Consider the following 23,845-nt stretch of genomic DNA (forward strand, 5'->3'; position numbering starts at 1 on the left):
CCCGACGTCTCTGCTGCCGGGGGATGAACGTGCAGAGACGCCGGGCGGACTTGGGGGCTCGCCGAGCCGAGTTCGGCGCGGCTGCGGGGCCGTTCGTCAAGGGCTACAGGTCGAGGGTGACGTCGTACGACTCGAGCCAGGCGTTGAGCGACAGGGGCACTTCGAGGTCGATCCGGGTGATCTGCGTGCTCTCGGCGCTGACCGGCCGGGTCAGCCGGTCCTGGACCCGGTTCAGATCGAGCAGCGGAAGGATGGGCGCGGTTCCGCTGGAGAGCACCTCGGCGAACCTGTCGCGCAGCTTCTTCTCGTAGCCGGAGTCCTGGGTGCTGGGATAGGGCGCCTTGACGCGTTCCGCGATGGACTTCGGCAGGACGTCGCGGGTGGCGGCGCGCAGCAGGCTCTTCTCCCGTCCGTCGAACTTCTTCATCGCCCAGGGGGCGTTGAAGACGTACTCCACGAGCCGGTGGTCGCAGAAGGGGACGCGCACCTCAAGGCCCACGGCCATGCTCATGCGGTCCTTGCGGTCCAGGAGGGTGTTCACGAAACGGGTGAGGTTGAGGTAGCTGAGCTCCCTCATCCGCTTCTCCAGTCCGCTTTCGCCCGGGAGCACGGGGGTCTCGGCGATCGCGTCGTGGTAGCTGTCGCTGCGTCGGCCCGGCAGGTCGAGTCGCGTGAGCAGGTGGGTGTCGAAGAGGGGGGTGCCGTCGTAGAACGGTCCGGGTGTGCTGGTGAGCCAGGGGAAGGTCTCGGCGGTGAGCACTTCGGGGTCGTGGAACCAGCTGTAGCCGCCGAAGAGTTCGTCGGCCGACTCTCCCGAGAGGGCGACGGTCGAGCGCCGGCGTACGGCCTGGAAGAGGAGATAGAGGGACGGCCACAGGTCCCCGTACCAGACGGGCGGCAGGTCGGTGGCGGCCAGGACGGCGGCTCGGACTGTGGGATCGCTGAGATCGTCGCTGTCGAGGAGGATCTCCTTGTGGTCCGCGTCGACCAGTTCTGCCAGGTCCCGGACGAAGGGGGCGTCCGGGGTGCTGCGCAGCGGGTCGGGGACGAAGTTCTCGGCTGCGCCGACGAAGTCGACGGAGAAGGACCGGACGGGGCCGGCGTCCTGGTCCTTGAGCGCCTTGGCGGCCAGGGCGGTGACGGCGGAGGAGTCCAGGCCGCCGGACAGCAGGCTGCACAGGGGGACGTCGGAGATGAGCTGCCGGGAGACGATGTCCTCGAGGAGTTCTCGCACGGTGCGGATCGTCCGGTCCAGGGAGTCGGTGTGCTCCTTGGCCTCGAGGGCCCAGTACCGGTGCTTGGTCAGTCCCTGGCGGCGCACACGGATGAGATGGCCGGGGCGGACTTCGAACATGCCGGTGAAGATGGCGTGTTCGGGGGTCTTGACCATGTCGAGGATCTCGCTGAGACCGTCGGCGTCGACGCGGCGCGGGATGTCGGGGTTGGCGAGGATCGCCTTGGGTTCGGAGCCGAACACGACACCGTGGGGGGTGGGGAAGTAGTAGAGCGGCTTGACGCCCATGCGGTCTCGGACCAGGAGCAGTTCCTCGCTGCGAGTGTCCCAGATGGCGAAGGCGAACATGCCGTTCAGCCTGGTCGCGAAGTCCGCGCCCCATTCCAGGTAGGCGCGCAGGACGACCTCGGTGTCGCTCTTGGTGCGGAAGCGGTGGCCGCGGGAGACGAGGTCGGAGCGCAGCTCCCGGTAGTTGTAGATCTCGCCGCTGAAGGTCAGCACGGCCGGTGTGCGGCCGTCGTCTTCGGCGAGCATGGGCTGCTTGCCGCCCTCGAGGTCGATCACGGACAGCCGGCGGTGGCCGATGGCGGCGTGACGGTCGGTCCATAAGCCGCTTGCGTCCGGGCCGCGGCAGGCCATGGTCTCGGTCATGGCGTCTGCCGTCGCGCGTTCACGGGTCAGGTCGCGTTCGAAGTCCACCCATCCGGCGATTCCGCACATGTGGGTTGTCCTCTCCATGGTGTGTTGGGGACCGGAGATCCGGGATCGGGCGCCCCGGCCGTACGCGGTTCGGCCGGGCCCGGGGTGTGCCGGGCGTTAACAGGCGGCCGTGTGGGATCAGGCGTTGTCAGGCCAGTTCAGGCGTCGGGCGTAGTGGGCCCATACGGCGATGACCATCAGTGCGGCTGTCATGCCGCCCAGGGTCATGACCGTGGAGGGTGAGCTGGCGTCGACGACGAAGCCGCCGAGCAGGGCGCCCAGGGAGATCGTGGCTTGGAAGGAGGCGGTGAACATGACGGAGGCGGCTTCGGGGGTGCTGGGGCTCGCCTTGGTGAACCAGGTCTGGGACGAGACGGGAACGGCCCCGTAGCCCACGCCCCAGACGACGAGGAGGGCGATGGCTCCGGCTTTCCACTGCCCCAGCACGGGAAGGAGCAGGGTGGCGGCCGCGATCATGCCGGCGGCGGCGCCGAAGGTGGCGCGCGGGTGGCGCGCGACCAGTGAGCCGCCGAGGAAGTTGCCGAGGATGCCCGCCGCGCCGTAGATGAGCAGGAAGACGGTGATCAGCCCGGAGCTGACGTCGGTGACCTGCTCCAGGAACGGTGTGACGTAGGTGTAGGTCCCGAAGTGCGCCAGGACGACCAGAACGGTCAGCAGCAGGGCGAAGCGGGTGGCGACGCTGTCGAGCATGCCGCGCAGCACGGTCAGGCGGGTCGTCTGGCGGGGCGGCAGGGGCGGCATGACGATCAGCAGCATGATCAGCACCGCGACGGTGAGGCCGCCCATGGCGATGAACGCGGTGCGCCATCCGGCCAGGTCGCCGATGAAGGTGCCGGCCGGCACGCCGAGCACGGAGCCGAGGGGGACGGCGGAGAAGATCACGGCCGTGGCCCGGCCGACGGATTCGGCGGGCACCAGGCGTTCGGCCAGGGAGGCGCCGATGGACCAGAAGCCGCCGATGACGATCCCGACGAGGACGCGGGAGAGCAGGACCATCCAGTAGGCGGGTGCCGCCGCGGCCATGAAGTTGGCGCCCGCGAGAAGGATCATGAAGACGCACAGCATCAGGCGGCGGTCGATCCGCGCGGTCGCCACCGTGACGACGGGCGCGGCGATCGCTGCGAGGAAGCCGGGCATGGTCATCATGAGACCGGCCATGCCGTCGGAGATGGTGAAGCTGGCGCCGATCTTGGTCAGAAGTCCGATCGGAAGGATTTCTGTGGTGACGATGGAGAAGATGCCCAGCATCACCGCGACGACGGCCAGCCATCCGATCACCGGGGAGCGAGGCGGTGAGGCGGCCCCGCCCAGGTCGTGCGTGGTGGCGGTGGTGGATGCAGCCATGGATTCCGTCCTGTGACGAGTGTGCTCTTGCGTGATCAGTTCAACAGGCGGAGCGGGACGAAGGCTGGCAGATCTGCGACATCAACGCTGTGCGCGAGGGTGACGTCGCAAAGTCGCCATGTGTTCCGCGGTGGTTCTCGCAGGTCACGGGTTTGGGCGGGGATCACGCGGCGAATTCCGGCAGCCGCGCAGGTCGTGCGCGACTTGGGCAAGTCCCTGTCCGACGCCTTCGCATTACCGCACACACGTCCGGCATTCACGTACTCGTGTGCGACTTCGGCAAGATGGCGTTGACCGGGCGCGGACACCCGGATGACGGTGTCATCCATGCCCATATCCGTGGCTCTGCTTTTCCCTTCGACTGTTCCTGGGCTGGACGTCTCGGCAGCTCGTGAGGTTTTCGGCGTCGACCGGTCGTACCTGGTCGATCCGTGGTACGAATTCGCCGGCTGGGCCCCGGACGGCGCCCAGAGCTGTGACGCCTGCCGTGCGGAGCGGTTGTGGAACACCGATCAGCTGCCGGACGCGCACACGATCGTGGTCCCGGCATGGCCGGACACGCATCTCGCGCCGCCCGCCGCCCTGGTGCGGGCGATCCAGGCGGCCCACGGCGCGGGGGCCCGGGTGATCGCCGCGTCGACCGGGGTCTTCGTGCTCGCGGCGGCCGGGCTCCTCGACGGCCGCCGGGCGAGTGTGCACTGGGCGCACGTCGACGCCCTGGCCGCCCGGTACCCGCGCGTCGAGCCGGACTCGGCAGCCCGGTACGTGGACGACGGCGACCTGCTCACCTCGGTGGGCGGCGCGGCCAGTCTCGACCTGTTCCTCCACGTCGTCAGCCTTGATCACGGGCCTGCCGTCGCCGAAGCGCTGGCGCGCCGCCTCGTAGCGCCGTTCTCCGAGCCGGCGTCCGACTCCCCCGCCCCCGCCGAACCCGACACGGACGAGGTTCTCGCGCAGATCCTGCCGTGGGCCTCCGAGCGCCTCGACTGCCCGCTGACCGTGGAGGACATGGCCCAACAGGCCCGCGTCAGCCGGCGTACTCTGACGCGCCACTTCCGCTCCATCACCGGGATGGCGCCGCTGCAGTGGCTGCTGTCGCAGCGTGTGCACCGCGCCCAGCGGCTGCTGGAGACGACGGCCCTGAGCATCGAACAGATCGCCGCCCAGACGGGGATGGGGACCGGAGCGACCCTGCGCCGGCACTTCAGCCGGACCACGGGCCTGCCTCCGGACGCTTATCGACGCTGGTTTCGGGCGCACGGGGCAGAGCGGCCCGTACAGACGGATCCGGCCCGCCCCGGGCCCTGAGCGGCGGCGTAGCGAATGCCGCGCATCGCCGGCGGGCAGCGGCGTGCCGCCCGCCGTTCACACGGAGGAAGGAAGCACATGACGGAGCACCCGGTACCGGCCGGCTTGCCGGAGGCCTTCTACCACGACCTGGGACACGGCCGCTTCGAGAGCACCGCGGCCACGGCCGGCCCGTGGAGCCCCAAATGGCAGCACGGCGGTCCGCCCTCGGCGCTGCTGGGCAGGGCGATGGAGGCGCACGCACCGCGTGCCGGCTTCCACATCGCCCGGGTGACGGTGGAACTGCCCCGCCCCGTTCCTGTGGCGGAGCTGCAGGTGTCCGTGCGGACCGTGCACGCGGGTCGGCGCGTCGAGCTGCTGGAAGGCGAGATCAGCTCCGGCGACGGTCCCGTGATGCTGGCCCGGGCCTGGCGGATGGCGGCCGGCCCGCTCGACACACCTGCCCTGCGCGTCGGCCGTCCGGCGCCGCCCCTGCCCGGCCCCCAGGCGCCGCACACCATGGCGCGGGCGCACCTCGACGGGTACATCGCGGCCATGGAGTGGCGCTTCGAGGCAGGCGCGGGCTTTGACGTCCTGGGGCCTGGCGCGGCCTGGGCGCGTCAGCGGATCCCGCTGGTGGCGGGGGCGCCGGACACGGCCCTCACCCGCGCGCTGACTCTGGCGGACAGCAGCTGGGCCGTCGCCTTCGAGTTGGACCACCACCACCGGCTCGTCGTCAACACGGACGTGACGCTCGCGCTGCACCGGCCGCCCGTCGGGGCGTGGCTGTGCATGCGGTCGGCCACGGCCGCGAGCCCCGGTGGATCGGGGCTGGCTGTCGGCCAGATGCACGACGAGACCGGCGAGTGCGGCCAGGTGATGCAGACGTTGCTGGTCAATGAACGCTGACCGGCGGGCGGCCCGCACGGGGCGAGCGGGCCGCCCCGGCTCCGCGCCCGATGCCCTAGCCGGGCCAGTCGACCAGCAGCCTGCGCGGCCCGCGGAAGGAGACGTTGGCAGGGAAGTCGAAGTCCTGGTCCTCGACGACCCGCATCCCGGGGGCGCGCTGCGTCAGGAGATCGAGTGCGATCCGCGCCTCCATGCGCGCCAGGGCGGCGCCGATGCAGTAGTGGATTCCCTGGCCGAAGGCGAGGTGCTTGCGGGAGTCCTCACGGTGGATGTCGAAGGCCTCGGGGTTCTCGAAGTGGGCGGGGTCGCGGTTGGCCGCGCCCAGCAGCAGGAGCACCTTGGCCTGGGCGGGGATCTCGACGCCTGCGACCGTCACCGCCTCGGTGGTGATGCGCCGCCAGGCGGGGATGCTGCTGTCGTAGCGCAGCACCTCTTCGACCGCCTTGGGGATGAGCGAGCGGTCGGCGCACAGCTCGTCCCACTGCGTGCGGTCGGCGAGCAGCCTGCGCACCGCGTTCCCGGTGAAGCTGGTGGTGGTCTCGTGGCCGGCGAAGCTGAGGCCGTAGGCGACGTTGGTGATGTCCGCGATCGAGAGGCTGTCGGGGTCTTCCCGGTGGATCCGGACCAGGTCGCTCGTGAAGTCGTCGACGGGATCGGCCGCCCGCTCGGCGACGAACTCCTCGCAGTACCGCCAGTAGTTGACCATGTTGTCGGCGATGACGCGTTGTTCGTCCGGCGTCGGCTTGCCCCAGCTGAAGGCGATGCGGTTGCCGCACCACGACTTCAGCATGTCCATGTCTTCGTCGGGGAACCCGATGAAGGTGAAGATCATGTAGGCGGGCAGGGGGTAGGTCAGCGCCGGGACGAGATCGACGACCCCGGGCCGGATCTCGTCGACCAGCTCGGTCGCCTTGGCCCACACCTTGGGCTCCAGGACCGAGATCCTGCGGGCCGAGAAGCCTTTCTGGTTGTGCCGGCGGATTCGGGTGTGACGAGGGGGATCGCAGTCCGACATGACCGGATAGGCGTGGAAGCCGGCCTTGACGATCGACTGCGCCTCCTCCGTCAGAGGAAAGACCGGACGCTGCCCGACCGCGGCAGAGAAGACTTTCGGGTTCATCAACGCGCTTTGGATGTCCGCGTATCCGGTTATCACCCACATGTCTATCACCGGCGCATAGAAGGCGGGTCCTTCTTCGCGCACGGCAGACAATATCGGGTACGGGTCGTCGACGTAGGCGTCACCCAGCGGATTGAAACGGTGGTTTACCGGGCAAGCCGTCATGTCCGTCATAACGAAACTCCCAGGGCTCGGCGGCTCTCAGTCTCACCCGCCGCCGACCGTTTTGAAAACCAGAAAATTCTGGACATCAACCGGGGTTATTTATGTCTGAGCGAATAAGCCTGCGCCAGCTGGACTACTTCGTGGCCGCCGCCGAGGCCGGAACGCTGACCGGGGCGGCCCGGCGACTGTACGTGTCGCCCTCGGCGGTGTCGGCCGGCATCGGAGAGCTCGAGCATCAGGTCGGGGTGCAGCTGCTCCTGCGCGCCAGGGCCAAGGGACTCACCTTGACGGCCGCCGGCCGCCTCTTCCTGCCTCAGGCCAAAGCACTGCTGACGAGCAGCGAGGATCTGCGTGAAAGCGTGCAGGAGGTGGGCCGCCGACCGAGCGGGCATCTGGTGATCGGCTGTTTCACGACACTGGCCCCGTTCCTGGTGCCGTGGCTGATGGAGGAGTTCACCCTCGCTCACCCCGCCGTCACCCTGGACTTCGTCGAGGGCTCGGTGACCACCCTGCAGCGCCTCCTGAGGGAAGGGCGCTGCGAGGTGACCCTGCTGTACGGAATGGACGTGGAGGACGACATCACGTTCGACAGGCTGTACTCCGTCGAACCGCACGTCCTTCTGCCGCAACGGCATCCGCTGGCGGACCACGAGAGGGTGCGCCTGGCCGATCTGGCCGGTCACGACATGGTCATGCTGGACGTGCCGCCCAGCCGCCGCTACTTCAGCGACGTCCTCGCCACGGCGGGGATCGCTCCCGTGGTGCGCCACAGCACGCAGAGTTTCGAGGTCGTCCGCAGCCTGGTGGCGCGCGGCACGGGCTACTCCCTGCTCATCCAGCGCCCTGCTCTCAACATCAGCTACGAGGGACGAGCCGTGCACATCCGCCGGATCGCCGACCGGGTCGCCCCCCTCGACGTCGGGCTGGCGCGGCTGGCGGGCACGCAGCCGACACGGCGGGCCGCGGCCTTCGCGTCGTTCTGCCGCACCAACGTCACACGGCCGCCCCGGGCAGGCGCCGCGAGCGCGTCCGGAGGGACGCCTGAAGGTTCACGTCGTAAAGCTGCCAGCTCCCCCGAGGGAGAAGACGCAGGATGGGTCCATGCATGAGAATGCGGAACACTGCATTCGGGCGGTCCAGTCCAAGGACGCCCGGTTCGACGGCTGGTTCTTCACGGCGGTGCTGACCACGAAGATCTACTGCCGGCCCAGCTGCCCGGTCGTCCCGCCCAAGCCCAAGAACATGACCTTCTATCCCAGCGCGGCGGCGGCCCAGCAGGCGGGCTTCCGCGCCTGCAAACGTTGCCGTCCCGACGCCACACCCGGGTCCCCCGAGTGGAACGTGCGGGCCGGCCTGGCAGCACGGGCGATGCGGCTGATCAAGGACGGTGTCGTGGACCGGGAGGGCGTGCCCGGACTGGCGGCACGCCTGGGCTACTCGACGCGTCAGGTCGAGCGTCAGCTCCAGGCGGAGGTGGGCGCCGGACCCGCCGCCCTGGCGCGCGCCCAGCGCGCCCAGGCCGCCCGTCTGCTCATCGAGACCAGCCGACTGCCGATGGCCGACGTGGCGTTCGCGTCCGGATTCGCGTCCATCCGCACGTTCAACGACACCGTGCAGAGCGTGTTCGGCATGTCCCCGTCCGAACTGCGCCGTCGCGGCCGTCCCTCGTCCGCGGCCGGCACGGTGGCCTTGCGCCTGCCCTACCGGTCCCCGCTGTGCCCCGACAGTCTGTTCGGGCATCTGACGGCCACGGCGGTGCCGGGAGTGGAGGAATGGCGCGACGGGGCGTACCGGCGCACCCTGCGGCTGCCGCACGGCCACGGCATCGCCGAACTGCGGCCGACGGGAGCGTCGTACGTCCAGTGCTCGCTCACCCTGTCCGACCTGCGCGACCTGACGATCGCCATCAACCGGTGCCGGCGCCTGCTGGATCTCGACGCCGACCCGGTGGCCTACGACGACGCGTTGCAGGACGACGACCTGCTCGCCCCGCTGGTCCGCAAGAATCCGGGCCGCCGCATCCCGCAGACCGTGGACGGCGCCGAATTCGCCGTCCGCGCCCTGCTGGGGCAGCAGGCGTCCCCGGCCACCGCCCGCACGCACGCCGCGCGCCTGGTGCGGGCACACGGCGAAGGCGTGGCCGACGCGACGGGAGGACTCACGCACCTCTTCCCCTCCCCCATGGCCCTGGCCGGCCTGGATCCCGCGGCCATCGTCCTGCCGCGACAACGCAAGGACGCCGTGATCGCCGTGATCGGCGCACTGGCGTCGGGCCGCCTCGATCTGGGCGCGGGCAGCGACTGGCAGGAGGCGCGCGCCGGGCTCGGCGACCTGCCCGGTGTCGGGCCCTGGGCGGTGGAGACGATCGCGCTGCGCGCGCTGGGCGACCCCGACGCCTTCCCGGTCACGGACCTCGGCGTCAGGCCGGCCGCCGCCGCCCTCGGTCTCCCGGGCACACCGGCCGCCCTGCTGCGCCACGCCCGTGCCTGGCAGCCCTGGCGCGGCTACGCCGTGCAGTATCTGTGGGCCACTGGAGAGCACCCCGTCGACGAGATGCCCGGCGATGACGTGACCTCACCGCCGGCGGCCGTCGCGTCGCCCGCTTCCCCCGTCACCGCCGAAGGCTCCTCGTGACGGGCAAGGCCTGCGCGTTCCCGTCGAGAACGTCGCCGACGGGATCCGCTCGGTGCCGGAGGACGTGCAGCGCCGGCCGGGCTGATCGGAGCGCGGCAGCGATCGCGCGGCAGCGTCGGCGCCGCCGGTCCTTCGGGCGTGCGCCGATCCGGCAGCCGACGGCGGCTTGCCTGCCGAGTCGCTGTCCGGTCGCGTCCATCGCGGCCCCCTCACGGCGTCCGTCACCGCCTTGCACACCTCGGGGGCAGTGGGCAGCTCAGGCCTGAACGCGCAGTGCGCGGGCATTGAGTGACGGGTGGTGGCGGCCGCCGACGGCCGGCCCCGGGCGGCGCCGGCCGTCGGCTTTCGTCGAGCACGCGAAAGTGCACGACGCTCATGCCGTCAAATCGACGAAGTGGACCCAGGCGGGACGGACGACCTCGCCGAGCGTGTGCAGCAGTCCGGGAGAGATGACGCTGTCGACCGTCAGGGCGACTGCGGCGTCGCCTCCTTCGACGATCCGTGCCACCTGCATCACGGCGATGTTGACCCCGGCCTCCCCCAGGACCCGGCCGATGGTGCCGATCATGCCGGGCACGTCCTTGTACTGCAGGAACAGCATCCGGTCGGTGATCTCCAGGTCGATGTCGTAGTCGGCGATCCCGGTGAGCTTGCGGGTGTTCCTGGGGCCGGACAGGGTCCCGGAGACGGCGATCGCGCGGCCGTCGGGCAGGGTGCCGCGCAGGATGATCTGGTCGGTGTGGGAGGCGCTCTCGGAGCTGGTGACGAAGCGGACCGCGTCGATGCGGTCCCGGGCGATCAGGGAGGCGTTCACCAAGGTGACACGTCGGCAGTCGGCGCCGGCGAGCATGCCCGTGAGCACGCCGCGCTCGAGCGCTGTGACGTCGTGCCGGGTGATCGGGCCGTGCACCTCGACGTCGAGGTCCGCGGGGGGCTGCCCGTCGGCCAGGGCGGTGAAGACGCGGCCGAGGTCGGCGGCGAGCGGGAGGAAGCGCGTCACTTCGGCGAGCGGGGCGCCCAGGTGCAGGTTCACGGCGTCGGGAACCAGTTCGCCGGCCAGCGCCCGGCGCACCGAGTGGGCGACCGTGGTGCCGGCTCGGTCCTGGGCCTCGACGGTGGAGGCGCCCAGATGCGGTGTGCTCACCACGTTGTCCAGGGAGAACAGCGGGGAGTCCGTGCAGGGCTCGGTGGCGAACACGTCCAGGCCCGCCGCGGCGACGCGTCCCTCGGCCAGTGCGGCGGCGAGAGCCTGCTCGTCGACGATGCCGCCGCGGGCCGCGTTGACGATGCGCACGCCCGGCTTGACCCGGCTCAGTTCGTCGTGGCCGATGAGGCCCGTCGTCTCGGCGGTCCTGGGCAGGTGCACGGTGATGAAGTCGGACGTGGTGAGCAGTTCGTCCAGCGTCACCAGCCGCGCTCCCGTCTCGGCCGCCTGGGACGCGGTCAGGTACGGGTCGTGGGCGATGATCTGCATGCCGAAGGCACGCATGCGGTGGGCCACGAGCCTTCCGATGCGTCCCGCGCCGATGATGCCGAGGGTCTTGTCCGCCAGTTCCACGCCCGTGTAGCGGCTGCGCTGCCACTGCCCGCCCTTCAGCGACGCGTTCGCCTGCGGAATGTGGCGGGCCACCGAGATGATCAGGCCGCAGGCGAGTTCGGCCGCGGTGACGCTGTTGGACGCGGGTGCGTTGACGACGGTGACGCCGGCCCGGGTCGCGGCCTCGAGGTCCACGTTGTCCAGTCCGACGCCCGCCCGTCCGACGACCTTGAGACGGGGGGCGGCGGCGAGTACCTCGGCGTCCACCCGGGTGGCCGAGCGCACGAGGAGGGCGTCCGCGTCACGCACGGCCGCCAGCAGCCGGGCGCGGTCGCTGCCGTCGCAGTGGCGGACGTCCACCTGCGGGCCGAGTGCGTCGACGGTGGTCGGAGCGAGCGCTTCGGTCAGCAGCACGATGGGGGCTGTCATGGGACTCGATTCCGGTGGGGAGAGCCGCGGCGGGTTCTCAGGAGGCGGGGGTCTGCTGCGGCTCATGCGCCACGACGGGGTGGTCCTTCTCGAGCGGCGGCTGGGCGGCGGCTCCGCCCGGGGCGCCGATGTCGGCGAAGAAGTCGCGCTCGACGCTCGTGTAGTCCACCCAGTCGGAGGGCAGGTCGTCCTGGTAGTAGACGGCCTCCACCGGGCAGACCGGCTCGCACGCTCCGCAGTCCACGCATTCGTCGGGCTGGATGTACAGCTTTCGCGGGCCTTCGTAGATGCAGTCGACGGGGCATTCCTCGATGCAGGCCTTGTCCTTGACGTCGATGCACGGCTGGGCGATGACGTAGGTCATGCGATCACTCCTTGACGGTCCAGGCGTCGGTGCCGGCGAGCAGTGCCGCGAGGTCGCCCTTGCCGTCGCGTTCGACGGCCGCTGCGAGCTGGCCGGCCATCTGCGTTTCGTAGACGGGGCGTTGGACCTGGCGCAGGACGCCGATCGGTGTGTGGTGCAGGGTGTCGGGGTCGGCGAGGCGGGACAGGGCGAATGCGGTGGCGGGGTCGGGGGGTTCGTGTGCGTCGTCAGGCATGGGCGGCTCCCGGGCGCATCCGGTCGGCGGACGGCAGCGGGGCGCGGTCCGTCGTGACGGTCCCCCTCCAGACCTCCGCCGAGAGATCCCCGGCGAGGAGGACGGTGCCTGCGGTGGTGCCGGCCGGGCCTGCGGGGGTGCCGGAGGCGGACTCGGAGGTGATCAGCGCTGTCCGCGGCTGGCCGGCGTCGACGGCCGCCGTGCCCGGCAGCCCGACGACGAGGAGGTCTCCCACGACGGCGGTCCGCGCCATGGCGGGCCCGGTCAGGCTCGGGGTGCGCGCGGGCGTCCGCAGCAGCTTCTCGTAGAGCCGCACGGTGGCGGGGAAGTCGGTGTCGGCCACGGCGTGCCGGGGCAGCAGTCGTACGCCCGTCTCCGGCAGGTCGGCTCGGCGCCTTCCGGGCATGGCGGGCCTCGGCTGTTCGCCCTTCCAGGGCCGGTGCTCGACGAGTTCGGCAAGGGTCGCGTCGGGGTAGCGGACCCGCGCCCGCGCGCCGGGAAGGATCGGCTCGGGCGGTTCCACCACGGTGGTACCGGTGACGGCGAGCAGATCCAGCTCCTGCCGCAGCTCAGGCACGATCAGGGAGTAGCGCGTCTGTCGCTGGATCGGCGTGAAGGGGCGAATGCCGGCGATGAGCAGCACATGGCCGACGGCGGCGAGCTCCAGGCCTCCGAAGTCGGGGATGGGCATGCGCAGGTCGGCCGGGACGCCCAGGAGGTTCTCGTAGTGGCTGATGTGCTCGTCCAGGTCGTGCAGGGCGATCAGTGAACGGGCCAGCAGGCGCGGTCGGGTCAGTGTGGAGGAGTCGGGGCGGGTGCGGAACCAGCGCTCGGGAGCGGCGGGCTGCTGGGGAGCGGGCATCGGTCAGCCTTTCCGGACGGAGTGGGGAGCAGAGGTCCACCAGGACCGCACGGGCAGGCCCCAGGCCGCGAACTCCTCGCTCACGAGGTGTCGCAGGCGGGTGGAGTCTCCGAAGTGGTCGGGCATGCCGGTCACGGTCACCGTCATCTCCCGGCCGCTCTGCACCAGGCACAGGGACGCCCTCAGTCGTGCGCGCTCCGGCACGAGCCCGGGCACGTTCATGGTGCGCAGCGCGAGGGATTCGGCGGTGCGTCCGGCGAAGCGGGTCACATCGTGGTCCGCCCGGCCGAAGTTGGAGGCGACGACGTCCGTCTGCTGCGCTCCGGGGGCTTTGAGGGCGGCGGCGGCGCGGGAGGGCAGCAGGTGCCACAGGGCCTCGGGGACGAGGGTGGCGCTGTGCGCTCCCGAGTCCTCGAGCAGTGTTCTGGTGGCGTGCCGGGTGGGCCGGAGGTCGCGGTGGTGCGCGGCGCCGCCGGGAAGGCCCAAGGGGACGACGACGAGTGCGTTGGCCTGCTCGTCCCCTGCAGGGTGGCGCAGGCTCATGGGGATGCCGACCTGGACGTCCTGCCGGTGTGCGCGGGGGACGTGGGTGCGCACAAGGTTGGCGGCGATCTCCAGCAGGAGGGTGTTGCCGGTGCCGTGGTGGCGGCGGGCGACGTCGTGCCAGGTGTCGGCCGGCACCGTGAGGACGGCGGTGCTGAAGTAGCGGGGCGTCGAGGCGGGCTGGGGCGCGCGGCCGGCCGCGGACAGCGTGGCCAGGGCTCGCAGGACGTCCTGCCGTCGGTGGCGCGGCTCGCGCAGCAGCCAGGACAGCGTGCGGGTCAGCGCCCGGGTCGTCTGGCCCAGCGCGTCGGTCAGGTCGCTGTCGTGGGGCTGCTGTGCCGGGGTGCGAGCGGCGATCGCGTGGAGCAGGCCCAGTCCGTCGCTGCGGAAGTGCGGGACGGTCAGGGAGACGAGGCATCCTTCCGCGTAAGGGGCGGCCGCCAGGCGCCACAGTCGGCTCGAGTCCACCGGCAGCGGTGTGAGGGCTTGCGCGTCGGCCCAGGCGAGGGCGGTGTCGGGGGTCAGGGGCGTGCGGTCGATCGCCGGACGGTGGGTGTTCGGCGTCGTGATCCACTTGCGGCGGCCGCCGGGGACCGCGCTGCCGGCCGCGGTGCGGCTGAGCAGGCCGCGGTCGAGGCGCTGCCATTCCGCGTGCAGTTCAGCCTCGGGGAGGGGGCCCGGCAGGCGCCACAGGACCTGGACGATGCGGGACGAACCCAGTGCCGTGGCCGCTTGGTGCAGCATTTCGTCGGTGGGGTTCAGCCGCCACCGTGTCGCGCGCGTCGTCATGTGAGCGCCTCCAGGAGATGGTCGGCGGCCCGGCGGCCGACGGCGGGGGCGAGCTTGAACCCGCCTCCGTTCCAGCCGGCCGCGGTCACCAGTCCACTTGGGCGGGACCAGCTGGTCACCGTCGCGGGGCCGCCTGTCGTCGCCATGGCGTCGTAGGCCGTGACTCCACCGACGGCGGGGGCTTCGGCGAGGTGCGGGAAGCGCTGGGCGACGACGGCGCGGATGCGGTCCTCCTCGGACGCGTCGACGCCGTCGCGGGTGCGGGCGGGTACGTCGGTGCGGGTCGAGGCGACGCCGGCCAGGACGGTGTGGCCCGTGCCCCATCGGCGCAGCCACGCGCCCGTGGTGCGGTCCACCATCGTGGGAAGGCCGGTGGCGTCCTCGGTGCGGAACAGGCAGTAGCTCACTGCTCTCGTGCGCAGCGGAAGGCGCACGCCCGCGGTCCGGGCGAGGTGCGTGCTGCCCACGCCGGCGGCGAGGAGCACGGCGGCGGCGTGGACGTTCCCGTCGGAGGTGCGCACGCCTTCGATCCGGCGGGAGGTGTGCTTGAGGCTGAGCGCCCGGGCCCGGTGGAGGCGCAGGCCTGCGCCCGCGTCGCGGTGCATGGCCCGGATGACGTCGCCGGCCGGCAGCCATCCGGCGTTCGGTTCGAGCACGCCCAGGAGGTGGCCGGGGACGGTGAGGTGAGGACAGCGCCGGGCGACGTCGTCCGCAGCCAGGACCTCGACGGGGAGTCCGGCGGCGCGCACGGCGTTGATGCGGGGTTCGACCCGGGTGAGGTCCTGACGGTCGATCAAGGTCAGGCTGCCGTCCCCGCGGACGGCGGGCCAGGAGCCGTGCCAGCCGCGCTCCAGGTAGCGGGCATGGCTTTCCACGGCCCAGGCGGCGTACGTCCCGTCCGGGTCGAACGCGCGGATCAGGCCGCCCGAGGCGGGGGTGGCTCCCTGGGCGCGGGCGTCGTCGACGACGATCACGCTGACTCCGTGGGCGGTGAGCCGTTCGGCGCTGGCCAGACCGATGATGCCGGCCCCCACGATGGCCACGTCCGCCGTCAGCGCTGCCGTCATCGCAGCGCCCGGTGCGCGTGGCGGCGGTGTGCGGGGGCGGGTGGCGTCAGAAGGGAGGTGGCTATGTCGGAGGCGCGGGCGGACAGCATGGCCAGGGCGCCGGCGTCGCCCATGCCGTGGCTGGCTTCGCACAGGCCGTTGAGGTAGATCTTCAGCGGGCGCGGGGCCGGGTCGGGGGCCTTGAGTTCGATGGCGTAGTCGCGCCCCACTTCGGGGATGCCTTCGTCGTCGAACGGGAGCCGGTGGGCCACTCCTTCGAGCAGGGGGTGGTAGCGCTCGTCGTCGGCGCTGATGCCGAAGTCCTTGAAGCCGGTGGCGAGGATGACGACGTCGGCGTCGACGGTGTGGTGGGTGTGGTGGTTGGTCTCGCGGACGGTCAGGCGGTGGGGTCCGTGGCCGGCGAGGTCGTCGATCTCCGTGACCTCGGTGAAGGGGAGCAGGCGAAGCCGGTCGGAGCCGATGAGGTCGTACTCGCGCTGGACGGTGACCAGCCGGTCGATGACGTCCTGGTCGCAGGCGGCGTAGTTGATGGAGCGCAGGTCGGTGCGCAGGCGGCGCTTGACGGCTGCGGGCAGCGGGTGGAAGTAGTCGACGAACTCGGGCAGGAACACCTGGCGGCTGTAGGGGCTGGTGTCCTTGAGGCGGAAGCCGATGCTGCGGTGGATGGAGGTCACTTGGCGGACGTTGGGACGCTCCAGGAGGTTGAGCACGATCTCGATGGCGCTCTGGCTGGCGCCGATGACGACGACGCGGATGTCGCGGTCGCGGAAGGCGTTGACGGACGACAGGTAGCGGGTGGAGTGGAAGACGGTGTCTCCCAGGCTGACCGGGAAGGGGTGCGGGATGCGCGGTGAGCGCCCGGTGCCCAGGACGAGCGTCTGCCCGAGGTGGCGTTCGTTGTGCTGGGTCTCGACGCAGAACAGTTCGTTGCCGTCCTCGTCGTTGTGGAGGGTGAGCTGTGCGGCGCTGTGTCCGTAGTCGACGCGGTCGGCGAACGCGCGGGCGACCCAGGCGAGGTAGTCGCCGTACTCGCGGCGCAGGGGGAACTTGGCGTTGAGGTGGAGGTAGTCGGTCAGCGCTCCGCGGGAGGCCAGGTACTTGATGAAGGTGTGCGGGCTGTCCTGGTTGCGCTGCATGGCGAGGTCGCGGAAGGGGTTGTTCTGGATGTCCGCGCCGGACAGGAGCTGCTCGTCCTGCCATTGGAAGACGGGTGAGCGTTCGACGAAGTGCGCGTCGCTGAGGTGTCCGAGCTCTTCGAGGATCACGGCCAGGGAGAGATTCGCCGGCCCGAATCCGATGCCCAGAACGGGGTGGACTTTCTGTTTCATCGCTGGTGGTCCCTCGGCTTGTCGTGCGTGCAAAGGCGGCGGCAGGCGCCTGCGGCGAACTGCCGCAGGCGCCTGGAACGGCCCTGCGTCGCCTGCAGGTCCTGCGCGTCGAGTGCGCTGCGAAGCAGCTGGGGCGGGTCTCACGGCCGGAGGCTGCGCAGTCGTCCGGGCGCCCGGCGGTGAAGGATCGGACACGGCCCGGAGGGCCGGCGGCCGGCTAGGAGCTCAGCAGTGCCGTCTCGATGATCTCGTTGCCGTCGTTCACGTGGACGACGCGGGACTTGAAGCCGATCCGCTCCTCGTCGTCGAGCTGCGCGTAGCTGATGATGATGACCTTGTCGCCGGGCTGGACGAGGCGGGCCGCGGCACCGTTGATGACGACGTGGCCCTTGGGCGCCTGAGGGGAGTCGTCCAGGATGGTGTAGGTCTCGAAGCGGGCGCCGTTGTTGATGTTGACGACGTGCACCAGTTCGTGGACGCCTATGCCGGCGGCCTCGAGGAGTTCGGGTGAGACGGTGATGGACCCGACGTAGTTGAGGTTGCTGTCGGTGACGGTGGCGCGGTGGATCTTGGAGTGCATGAATGTGCGCAGCATGGTGCGGCTCCTATTGCGGTGTGTGATGACGGGCGCTGTGTGATGACGGTGGTGGGAAGGAGTGCGGGGCGTGCGCTGCGGCCCGCGGCCGGGGCCTTGGGGCGCCGGGCCTGTTACGGAAGGCGGTCCGCCAGGCCGACGAAGGCGCCGGGGGGCCGTTCGTCGAGGTCGGCGAGCAGCGGCGGGGCGGTTTCGCCGGGGCCGCCGAACGCGTCGTCGATCTGCCGGCACAGGTCCGGCGTGAGCGGCCAGGCGAGCGTGCGCAGGCTCCACAGGAACTGCAGGGCGCCGCTGACGTCGGCCGGGTCGTCGGCGTCGAGGTTCTCGCAGCGCAGGGCGAGGACTTCGAGGTGCAGTGCCAGAGCTTCGGCGGCCCTGCGGATGGAGAACGACTCCAGTCGGTAAGCGTCCTCGAAACGTTGTCTGGAGGCGGTCAGGGCGGTCTGCCACCACGGGGAGGGGCCGGTGTCGACGCGTCGGCCGGCAGCCGTCTCGGCGAGAGCGTTGCCGATCTTCGCCAGCGGGGCGTCGAACCGGTTGGTGACGGTGAACGCGGCCACGGGTTCGCTGAACTCGGACTGCTGGAGTTCGGGGCTCGTCAAGGACAGCACGAACCGGGTGCGGTCACGGCCGATGCTCTCCAGGTACTCCCCCGCCCAGCGGACGTCTCCCTTGCTGGTGGAGAACTTGCGGCCCTCCAGCAGGTAGTACTGGTTGGTGAGGGTGCGTGTCCTGGGCAGGTCCACGGGCAGGCCGTGGCGGGTGGCGAGCAGCGACAGCGCCACGTAGACGAAGGCGTTGTAGAAGCCGTTGTCGATGCCGATGAACTGGACCAGTTCGTCGGGGCTCTGCCGGCGGCCGCCGCGGGCCTGCTGCAGCCAGTACACGTGGCCGACGTAGATCTCGGGCCAGGCGTTGACGGTCTGGCCGATCTGGCCGGGGCCGTCCCAGTCCACGCTGATGCCCCAGTTCAGGGGGTAGGTGATCGGGATGTACGGCAGGGGGCCGGCGAGGCTCTGCGCGACGACCCGGGCCAGGTCGGGGCGCAGCGGCACGTCGGAGTTGTCGTACCAGTCGGTGAGCAGGGACCGGTGGCGCTCCAGGTCCAGGACCCAGATGGAGACGGGCCTGCGCGGCAGGTCGTCGCCGGTTGTGCCGGCGGGCAGCAGGGCTCCGGGCAGGTTGTACAGGCCGCAGGCCTCGCACACGCCGGCCCGGGCGTGGGCGAGACAGGTCGGGCACCGCCCGGTGACGAACGCTTCGGCCTTGTACGTGCCGGTGGTCTCGTCGTAGGGAAGGTCCACTTCCCGCCGGTCGAACGCGCCGTTTCGCCACAGGCGGGTGAAGAAGTCGCGTACGAAGGCGGTGTAGGCGCTGTCGGGGCGTTCGAAGAGGTCGACGTCGACGGCCGCCAGGCCGAGGGTGCGGGTGATGCTGTCGAAGGCGTGCCGGATCAGCGACTCGGGGTCGGTGCCGAGGCGCTCGGCCGTGGTGACGACGTAGGTCTGGTTGTCGTCGGTGCTGGTCCCGAAGGCGACGTCGTGGCCGAGGATCTTCTGGGACCGGGCGCAGACGTCGCTGGCGAGCACCGGGCCGGCGAGGTGGCCGAGGTGGAGGTCGCCGTTGGGGGTGGGGGGAGAGAAAGTGACGTTGACGTGCCGTCGGCCGGTCGGGGCGTCGGTCATGAAGAGGCACCTCCCTGGCCGGCCGGCTGGAGCCAGTAGATGGACACGAACGTCAGCGGCTCGCTCGAGCCGGTGTTCGTCACGATGTGATCGGTTCCGTGCGGGATGTAGATCACGTCACCGGGAACGACCTCGCGTTCTTCGTTCCCCACCCGGGCGCGCCCCTGGCCGCTGATGAAGATGAACGTTTCGTCGGTGGCGTGTCCGTGCGGAGTGCTGGACTCGTCGGGCCGGATGGAGCACAGCGTGCTGTTCCACGGCGGGGTGACGACGCCTTCCCAGGGGTAGAGCTGGCGGATGTCACAGCCGTTCTTGCGGATCAGTTCGTCGCCGGCGGTGGTCTTGACGTGCATGGGGTTCCTCTCGTCTGACGCGGGAGCGGGGGGCGGGCGCCTCACCCCAGGGAGAACAGGCGCTCGACGGTGTCCGGTGCGAAGGATTCGGCGGGCACGTTGAACGGGCCCTGGAAGGTGGCCAGCCGGGACCCCGCCAGGACGGGGTCGGTCGGCCACACCTCTGCGTAGGCCTTGCGCCGGGCCCTGCCCTGCTCGGTGAAGGTCATGTTCATCGTGGTGCGCACCGAGCCGGAGATCTCCAGGCGGCGCATGCGCTCCTTGCGCTCCCGCGCGTAGGACTCGAAGATCCTCTCGTCCCGGGCGTCGGCGGAGCGCAGGCAGTCGCGGATCATGCGTGCGTCGCGCAGGGCGATCGACAGCCCCTGCCCGATCACCGGGTCGGACCAGCCCGCGGCGTCACCGAGGAGCACGGCGCTGGGCACGGCTGGGGCGTCGGCCCATGCGTCGTTCATGGGGTAGAAGGCGCACACCGCCGTGGGGGTGGCCGCCGCGAACATCTCGCTGTGGGGGATGCAGTCGAGCCGGAAGGCCTGCAGGAACTCGGCGTGCCGGTTCGGTCCGGCGAAGCGGCCCTTCTGCGCCACGTCGTGCAGGAGGTAGAGGCGGGCACGGCCTCCTTCGCGGGGGAAGACGAAGTAGAGCAGGTCGTTCTCGGTGCCGATGGACGTGACGTTGACGGGCCAGTCGTGCAGGTCCTCCACCAGCATTCCTCCGCCCAGGGAGTTCGGCGGGGTCTGCGTCAGGCCGATGCCCAGCTGGCGGCGCACCGTGGACATCCTTCCGTCCGCGCCTGCGATCAGCCGGCACGACACCTGGTGCTCCATGTCGTTGAGCTCGTAGCGGACCGTCGGGTCGCTCCCCGTGTCCACCAGGACGTCGCCTATGCCCCGCACGACCGTGGCGCCGGCGTGCTCGGCGGCGGCGGACAGCGCTTCGCAGGCTGCGGGGTGTCCGACGTCGAGAACCCCCCGAATTCCCGGCAGCATCTCGTCCAAGTGCAAGGCCTTCGATTTCGCGGTTTCCGGATCGACGATCTCATCGAATCCGACGAACCGGTCGACGTACGTTCCCCCGGCTTTCAGGATGCATTCCTCGAGGCCCAACTCGATGAGTTCTTCGACCCCCCAGCAGTTGATGACCTCGCCGCGCACCTTGTCGCGGTAGGTGGTCTGTCGTTCGAGGAGCATCACCTCGTATCCGTCGCCTGCCAGGGCTGCTGCCAGCGCGGATCCGGCTATACCTCCGCCGACGACGACCACGTCGAAGCGCTCGGTCTCTGCCATCAATCCTCCTGTACACCGTTATGAGGGCATGCCTGACATGGCTGACGGAAAGTTCAGCCGAGGATTTTCTGTGTGGTGACGGAGTTAATCCTCGCTATTGCTGCGAGTTCGCACGAGAGGTGTATGTGACATTCATCGTCCACTTTGGGTCAGCAGGAATATCTGGCGGCCGACCATGGCCGCACGGTATTTCTGACGCGCCGAAAGGCCCCGGGGCGCAGGACGTCCCGCAGTCGCCTGCCGGGCGCGCTGTCGTGCCGGCTGTGACTCCGGTCAGCCTGAACCCTGCCGGGCCGCGCCGACAACGCCGACTTGCTGAAGTGGGAGGGGCGTTGCGTGAGCCGGTGGTGATGTCCGGGTCACGGCAGCAGGCCGTGCAGGGCGAGGTTCCACATCTGCTCCAGCTGCTTGACCGCGTCGGGCTCGCGGGCGGCCTGCAAGGAGGCGCGTACGCGCATCTCGCTGGCGACCAGGAGGTAGGCGGCCAGATGGGTCACGGCGGCGGGCTGGGTGCCGGGGCGCAGCTGACCCATGCGCTGGGCCCGGCCCGCCAGCTCCCCGACGGCGGGCATCCAGCAGGCCGCCCAGCCGATGTCGCCGCCGGGGCGTTCTCTGGTCAGGCGCGCCGCCGACCGCACGGCCGTCTCGTCCTCCAGGAGCCGGGCCAGCGAGAGCGTGAGGTCGACGAGTCGTTCGAGTGCGGGGCTCTGGGCTCCGGCGAAGTGCTCCACGACGCGCCGGATGGCGGTGCATCCGTCCGCCTGGACCGCGTCGGCCAGCTCGCTCTTGCTGCGGAAATGGAAGGTGAGCGCACCGGTGGTGATCCCGGCCGACTTGCACACTTGCACCAGGGATGTGCCGGCGTAGCCGTAGCGGTCGAACTCCGCGGCGGCTGCCTGCACCAACGCCTGCCGTGTCCGCGCTGCTCTTTCCTGCATGTGTGCTCCGGACGCTGTCTGGTGGTCTGGCAGCCGCCGCCTCGCGCGAAGGCCCGCCTCCGACCGCGCGAGGGCGAATCTGCCGCTACGGTGACACGGGCAGCGGTCGAGCATCGCCGCGTCCCTCTGAACGATCTTGCGACGGGACCCCCAGGGTCGCGGTCACCTGGCTGTTGCCACAAGTCCAACTTCCCCTCACCTGACCCAGAGTTGGCCTGTTCTGACGTGCGCCTGCCGTCGTGGCCTTCCGCTGCCGGGGGTTTTCCCCGGCACGCAATGTCCGATTCCCGACTCGTCAAAAACATAGTTGAACCAATTATTCTAGGTGGTCTCGACAGAAGGGATCGTCATGTCCTTGCTCCATCCGCCCCTGGTCGGCCTGCCTGAGGACGTCGACCGTCTGGACTCGTTCACCGATACCGTCTTCGCCCACTTACAGCGCGCTGACCAGCGGCGATGGGGTCATGCCTACCTTCTCGGGCTTTTGACCGTCCCGGGCAAGAAGAGCGTCCGGCGCCTGGCCGCGGCCGCCATGGCGTCTCCGACGGCGTTCCAGTCGCTGCAGCAGTTCGTCAACGCCAGCCCCTGGGAGTGGGAGCCGGTCCGACGCGAACTGGCGCGCTGGACCGAGGCCCGGCTGTCACCCCGCGCATGGACCGTCGCCACGACCGTCGCCCCCAAGCGGGGGGAGCACTCGTGCGGCGTACACCGGCGCTTCGTGCCGCGCCAGGGGCAGCACGTCAACGGCCAGATGGCGGTGGGGCTGTTCATGTCGGACGGCTCGACCGCCGTTCCTGTGGACTGGCGGCTGCATCTTCCCGAACGCTGGGTGCATCCCGATCTGCGTCGGCGGGCACGCATTCCCGGCGACGCGCGGTCGCTGCCCCCGTGGGCCGATGCCTTCGAGATGGCGGACCGGCTCAGGCAGTGCCACGGCGTCACACCGGCCCCGCTCGTGGCCGACATGAGCGACAGCAGGCCGGCCGCCGACCTGGGGCGCGTACTGCTGCGCCAGCGTGGCGAGTTCGTGATCGCCGTGCCGCCCGCCCTGCCCGTCCTGCCCGTCGGCGCGTCGGGCCGGGGCCCGACGCAGCGGCCGTCCTCGGGCGGCGGCCGTACGGTGATGCTGTCGCCGTCGGCCGGCGCCGTGCTGGACGCGCGCCGGGGCCTGCTGCACGGACAGCGCGAGGGGCGCGCCCTCACCTGCCTGGCCCGTCTGCCCGCGGCCACGCCGGGCGCGTGGGGCCAGAACATGTTCCGCCTGTTCGCCGACCGGTGCCGGCCCCAGCGGATCTACCTGACCAACATGGTGCACCGCCGGTTGAGCGACCTGTGCGCCCTCACCGAGCACCTCGGCGTCACCGCGGCATCCGTCCATGAGCTGGAGGAGGACTTCGGACTACTGGACTTCGAGGGCCGGTCCTACCCCGGCTGGCACCACTACATGACGCTCATGTCGGCGGCTCACGCGTACGGCAGACTGGCCTCGACCGCGCTGCCCGCCCATCGGGCGCTGGGCCGCGTGTCTGCCTGAGCGACCCGTCCGCGGGCCGGAGCGTCGCGACCCGGGCCGGGTGTCTGCGCTGCACGGCGCACGGCGCCGAGGGCGGGTCGTCAGACGGCGCCGACCCCGCCGTCCACGGCCATCGCGGCTCCTGTCACGAACGAAGCCCGGTCGCTGCACAGCCACGCGGCGGCCTCCGCCACCTCCTCCGGCAGCGCGAGTCGTCGCTGGATGGCCCGCGCGTGGGCCGCCTCCTCCGGCATGACCTGCACCACAGCGTCCATCAGGGGCGTTCTCGTGCCTCCCACGACCAGGGCGTTGACACGTATCCCGCGGTCCCCGTAGTCCGCCGCGGCCGCCTTGGTCAGACCGAGCACCGCGTGCTTGGCCGCGACATAGGGCGCCACCGCGCCGGTGGCGAACTGTCCCGCGGTGGAGGAGGTGTTCACGATCGCGCCGCCGCCTCCCTGCTCCAGCATGACAGGTATCTGCTCGCGCAGACAGTTCCAGACGCCGCGAACGTTCACGTCCATGATCCGGTCGTACATCTCGTCGGAGACCTCGTGGAGGGCGACACCCGCCGTGCCCCAGCCGGCGTTGTTGAACGCGGCGTCGAGACGGCCGAAGCACCGGACGGCTTCGCCCACGGCATGCCGGACGTCGGCGGCCGACGTCACGTCCCCGGCGACCGCATGAGCCCGGGCCCCGCCCTCGGTGAGTTCCTCGGCCAGCTGCCGCAGCGCCTCGGCCCGCCGCGCCAGCAGCACCACCTGAGCGCCCCTGCGCGCGAAGAGGCGCGCCGCTGCCGCCCCGATGCCGCTGGAAGCACCCGTAATCATGATCGTCTTACCTGTGAGCACACGGCCCCCTGTGAAGTGGCGCGAATCGAGCAACAGGAACGTCACTTCGCAGACATG

21 protein-coding genes and 1 pseudogene are annotated in these 23,845 nt (G+C 70.8%); 5 read left to right on the top strand and 17 right to left on the bottom strand.

The features are described 5' to 3' along the window. Window positions 1–103: 103 nt before the first annotated feature. From asnB to ACH4ZA_RS29290, 3 genes are all read right to left on the bottom strand, one after another. Window positions 104–1,954, bottom strand: coding sequence for an asparagine synthase (glutamine-hydrolyzing) (asnB, locus tag ACH4ZA_RS29280; protein ID WP_398432382.1), 1,851 nt, complete (start codon window positions 1,952–1,954; stop codon window positions 104–106). A 117-nt stretch (window positions 1,955–2,071) separates the two neighbouring features. Further along, window positions 2,072–3,298 (bottom strand): MFS transporter, encoded by a 1,227-nt coding sequence (locus ACH4ZA_RS29285; protein WP_398432383.1) that lies wholly within the window; start codon window positions 3,296–3,298, stop codon window positions 2,072–2,074. A gap of 35 nt (window positions 3,299–3,333) precedes the next feature. Next, a complete protein-coding gene (locus ACH4ZA_RS29290) occupies window positions 3,334–3,627 on the bottom strand; it encodes a hypothetical protein (RefSeq protein WP_398432384.1) in 294 nt (97 codons plus the stop codon). On the opposite strand from ACH4ZA_RS29290, the gene ACH4ZA_RS29295 reads away from it, so the two are divergent. Beyond that, a complete protein-coding gene (locus tag ACH4ZA_RS29295) occupies window positions 3,626–4,606 on the top strand; it encodes a GlxA family transcriptional regulator (RefSeq protein WP_398432385.1) in 981 nt (326 codons plus the stop codon). The two genes, ACH4ZA_RS29290 and ACH4ZA_RS29295, sit on opposite strands and share 2 nt — an antisense overlap. Window positions 4,607–4,684: 78 nt before the next feature. Next, entirely contained in the window at window positions 4,685–5,494 is an 810-nt protein-coding gene (locus ACH4ZA_RS29300; protein WP_398432386.1) for a thioesterase family protein, read from the top strand. A gap of 55 nt (window positions 5,495–5,549) precedes the next feature. Here ACH4ZA_RS29300 and ACH4ZA_RS29305 read toward each other — a convergent pair whose 3' ends face one another. Then, entirely contained in the window at window positions 5,550–6,614 is a 1,065-nt protein-coding gene (locus ACH4ZA_RS29305; protein ID WP_398432387.1) for a cytochrome P450, read from the bottom strand. A 266-nt stretch (window positions 6,615–6,880) separates the two neighbouring features. Between ACH4ZA_RS29305 and ACH4ZA_RS29310 the strand changes: the two genes are divergently transcribed. Together ACH4ZA_RS29310 and ACH4ZA_RS29315 are read left to right on the top strand one after the other, a co-directional pair. Further along, on the top strand, window positions 6,881–7,888 hold the full coding sequence (locus ACH4ZA_RS29310; protein WP_398432388.1) for a LysR family transcriptional regulator: 1,008 nt from the start codon (window positions 6,881–6,883) through the stop codon (window positions 7,886–7,888). Continuing rightward, window positions 7,881–9,413, top strand: a complete 1,533-nt coding sequence (locus ACH4ZA_RS29315; protein ID WP_398432390.1) for an AlkA N-terminal domain-containing protein — start codon at window positions 7,881–7,883, stop codon at window positions 9,411–9,413. Before ACH4ZA_RS29310 ends, ACH4ZA_RS29315 begins: the two co-directional genes overlap by 8 nt. 373 nt (window positions 9,414–9,786) lie before the next feature. On the opposite strand, the gene serA is transcribed toward ACH4ZA_RS29315, so the two are convergent. From serA to ACH4ZA_RS29375, 12 genes and pseudogenes are all read right to left on the bottom strand, one after another. Then, window positions 9,787–11,379 carry a phosphoglycerate dehydrogenase gene (gene serA / locus ACH4ZA_RS29320; protein ID WP_398432392.1) on the bottom strand — a complete coding sequence of 531 codons (1,593 nt, stop codon included), beginning with the start codon at window positions 11,377–11,379 and terminating at the stop codon, window positions 9,787–9,789. A 37-nt stretch (window positions 11,380–11,416) separates the two neighbouring features. Next, window positions 11,417–11,743: a ferredoxin gene (fdxA, locus tag ACH4ZA_RS29325; protein ID WP_398432393.1), complete on the bottom strand. Its 327-nt coding sequence runs from the start codon at window positions 11,741–11,743 to the stop codon at window positions 11,417–11,419. Window positions 11,744–11,747: 4 nt separating this feature from the next. After that, window positions 11,748–11,948, bottom strand: a pseudogene (locus ACH4ZA_RS29330) (2-oxoacid:ferredoxin oxidoreductase subunit beta); the annotation flags it as partial. Window positions 11,949–11,970: 22 nt separating this feature from the next. After that, window positions 11,971–12,840 (bottom strand): lactoylglutathione lyase, encoded by an 870-nt coding sequence (locus ACH4ZA_RS29335; RefSeq protein ID WP_398432394.1) that lies wholly within the window; start codon window positions 12,838–12,840, stop codon window positions 11,971–11,973. 3 nt (window positions 12,841–12,843) lie between these two features. Then, window positions 12,844–14,172 (bottom strand): hypothetical protein, encoded by a 1,329-nt coding sequence (locus ACH4ZA_RS29340; protein WP_398432395.1) that lies wholly within the window; start codon window positions 14,170–14,172, stop codon window positions 12,844–12,846. Beyond that, a complete protein-coding gene (locus ACH4ZA_RS29345; protein WP_398432396.1) occupies window positions 14,169–15,239 on the bottom strand; it encodes an NAD(P)/FAD-dependent oxidoreductase in 1,071 nt (356 codons plus the stop codon). The genes ACH4ZA_RS29340 and ACH4ZA_RS29345 overlap by 4 nt, the downstream gene beginning before the upstream one ends. After that, the gene (locus tag ACH4ZA_RS29350) at window positions 15,236–16,567 is read right to left on the bottom strand and encodes a SidA/IucD/PvdA family monooxygenase (protein ID WP_398432397.1); all 1,332 of its coding nucleotides are present in this window, start codon (window positions 16,565–16,567) and stop codon (window positions 15,236–15,238) included. Before ACH4ZA_RS29350 ends, ACH4ZA_RS29345 begins: the two co-directional genes overlap by 4 nt. A 217-nt stretch (window positions 16,568–16,784) precedes the next feature. Further along, entirely contained in the window at window positions 16,785–17,162 is a 378-nt protein-coding gene (panD, locus tag ACH4ZA_RS29355) for an aspartate 1-decarboxylase (protein ID WP_351675198.1), read from the bottom strand. A 113-nt stretch (window positions 17,163–17,275) separates the two neighbouring features. Further along, the gene (locus ACH4ZA_RS29360) at window positions 17,276–18,847 is read right to left on the bottom strand and encodes a class I tRNA ligase family protein (protein WP_398432398.1); all 1,572 of its coding nucleotides are present in this window, start codon (window positions 18,845–18,847) and stop codon (window positions 17,276–17,278) included. Continuing rightward, a complete protein-coding gene (locus tag ACH4ZA_RS29365; protein ID WP_398432399.1) occupies window positions 18,844–19,200 on the bottom strand; it encodes a cupin domain-containing protein in 357 nt (118 codons plus the stop codon). The genes ACH4ZA_RS29360 and ACH4ZA_RS29365 overlap by 4 nt, the downstream gene beginning before the upstream one ends. Before the next feature lie 41 nt (window positions 19,201–19,241). Continuing rightward, on the bottom strand, window positions 19,242–20,486 hold the full coding sequence (locus ACH4ZA_RS29370; protein ID WP_398432400.1) for an FAD-dependent oxidoreductase: 1,245 nt from the start codon (window positions 20,484–20,486) through the stop codon (window positions 19,242–19,244). Window positions 20,487–20,845: 359 nt separating this feature from the next. Further along, a complete protein-coding gene (locus ACH4ZA_RS29375; RefSeq protein ID WP_398432401.1) occupies window positions 20,846–21,424 on the bottom strand; it encodes a TetR family transcriptional regulator in 579 nt (192 codons plus the stop codon). A gap of 349 nt (window positions 21,425–21,773) precedes the next feature. Between ACH4ZA_RS29375 and ACH4ZA_RS29380 the strand changes: the two genes are divergently transcribed. Continuing rightward, complete coding sequence (locus tag ACH4ZA_RS29380; protein ID WP_398432402.1) at window positions 21,774–22,958, top strand: transposase; 1,185 nt, start codon at window positions 21,774–21,776, stop codon at window positions 22,956–22,958. Between the two features lie 80 nt (window positions 22,959–23,038). On the opposite strand, the gene ACH4ZA_RS29385 is transcribed toward ACH4ZA_RS29380, so the two are convergent. Next, window positions 23,039–23,788: an SDR family NAD(P)-dependent oxidoreductase gene (locus tag ACH4ZA_RS29385; protein WP_398432403.1), complete on the bottom strand. Its 750-nt coding sequence runs from the start codon at window positions 23,786–23,788 to the stop codon at window positions 23,039–23,041. Window positions 23,789–23,845: the final 57 nt, after the last annotated feature.

Source organism: Streptomyces sp. NPDC020597 (genome assembly GCF_044335095.1).
In the GTDB taxonomy this organism is placed as follows: domain Bacteria; phylum Actinomycetota; class Actinomycetes; order Streptomycetales; family Streptomycetaceae; genus Streptomyces.

What these genes read in the sequence shown, in the direction of transcription:
- ACH4ZA_RS29290 (WP_398432384.1), bottom strand. Translation starts at nt 3,627, where the DNA reads ATGGATGACACCGTCATCCGGGTGTCCGCGCCCGGTCAACGCCATCTT.
- ACH4ZA_RS29375 (WP_398432401.1), bottom strand. Translation starts at nt 21,424, where the DNA reads ATGCAGGAAAGAGCAGCGCGGACACGGCAGGCGTTGGTGCAGGCAGCC.
- ACH4ZA_RS29315 (WP_398432390.1), top strand. Translation starts at nt 7,881, where the DNA reads ATGCATGAGAATGCGGAACACTGCATTCGGGCGGTCCAGTCCAAGGAC.
- ACH4ZA_RS29370 (WP_398432400.1), bottom strand. Translation starts at nt 20,486, where the DNA reads ATGGCAGAGACCGAGCGCTTCGACGTGGTCGTCGTCGGCGGAGGTATA.
- ACH4ZA_RS29365 (WP_398432399.1), bottom strand. Translation starts at nt 19,200, where the DNA reads ATGCACGTCAAGACCACCGCCGGCGACGAACTGATCCGCAAGAACGGC.
- serA (WP_398432392.1), bottom strand. Translation starts at nt 11,379, where the DNA reads ATGACAGCCCCCATCGTGCTGCTGACCGAAGCGCTCGCTCCGACCACC.
- ACH4ZA_RS29310 (WP_398432388.1), top strand. Translation starts at nt 6,881, where the DNA reads ATGTCTGAGCGAATAAGCCTGCGCCAGCTGGACTACTTCGTGGCCGCC.
- fdxA (WP_398432393.1), bottom strand. Translation starts at nt 11,743, where the DNA reads ATGACCTACGTCATCGCCCAGCCGTGCATCGACGTCAAGGACAAGGCC.
- ACH4ZA_RS29345 (WP_398432396.1), bottom strand. Translation starts at nt 15,239, where the DNA reads ATGACGGCAGCGCTGACGGCGGACGTGGCCATCGTGGGGGCCGGCATC.
- ACH4ZA_RS29380 (WP_398432402.1), top strand. Translation starts at nt 21,774, where the DNA reads ATGTCCTTGCTCCATCCGCCCCTGGTCGGCCTGCCTGAGGACGTCGAC.
- ACH4ZA_RS29350 (WP_398432397.1), bottom strand. Translation starts at nt 16,567, where the DNA reads ATGAAACAGAAAGTCCACCCCGTTCTGGGCATCGGATTCGGGCCGGCG.
- ACH4ZA_RS29340 (WP_398432395.1), bottom strand. Translation starts at nt 14,172, where the DNA reads ATGACGACGCGCGCGACACGGTGGCGGCTGAACCCCACCGACGAAATG.
- ACH4ZA_RS29285 (WP_398432383.1), bottom strand. Translation starts at nt 3,298, where the DNA reads ATGGCTGCATCCACCACCGCCACCACGCACGACCTGGGCGGGGCCGCC.
- ACH4ZA_RS29295 (WP_398432385.1), top strand. Translation starts at nt 3,626, where the DNA reads ATGCCCATATCCGTGGCTCTGCTTTTCCCTTCGACTGTTCCTGGGCTG.
- ACH4ZA_RS29300 (WP_398432386.1), top strand. Translation starts at nt 4,685, where the DNA reads ATGACGGAGCACCCGGTACCGGCCGGCTTGCCGGAGGCCTTCTACCAC.
- ACH4ZA_RS29335 (WP_398432394.1), bottom strand. Translation starts at nt 12,840, where the DNA reads ATGCCCGCTCCCCAGCAGCCCGCCGCTCCCGAGCGCTGGTTCCGCACC.
- ACH4ZA_RS29360 (WP_398432398.1), bottom strand. Translation starts at nt 18,847, where the DNA reads ATGACCGACGCCCCGACCGGCCGACGGCACGTCAACGTCACTTTCTCT.
- panD (WP_351675198.1), bottom strand. Translation starts at nt 17,162, where the DNA reads ATGCTGCGCACATTCATGCACTCCAAGATCCACCGCGCCACCGTCACC.
- asnB (WP_398432382.1), bottom strand. Translation starts at nt 1,954, where the DNA reads ATGTGCGGAATCGCCGGATGGGTGGACTTCGAACGCGACCTGACCCGT.
- ACH4ZA_RS29305 (WP_398432387.1), bottom strand. Translation starts at nt 6,614, where the DNA reads ATGAACCCGAAAGTCTTCTCTGCCGCGGTCGGGCAGCGTCCGGTCTTT.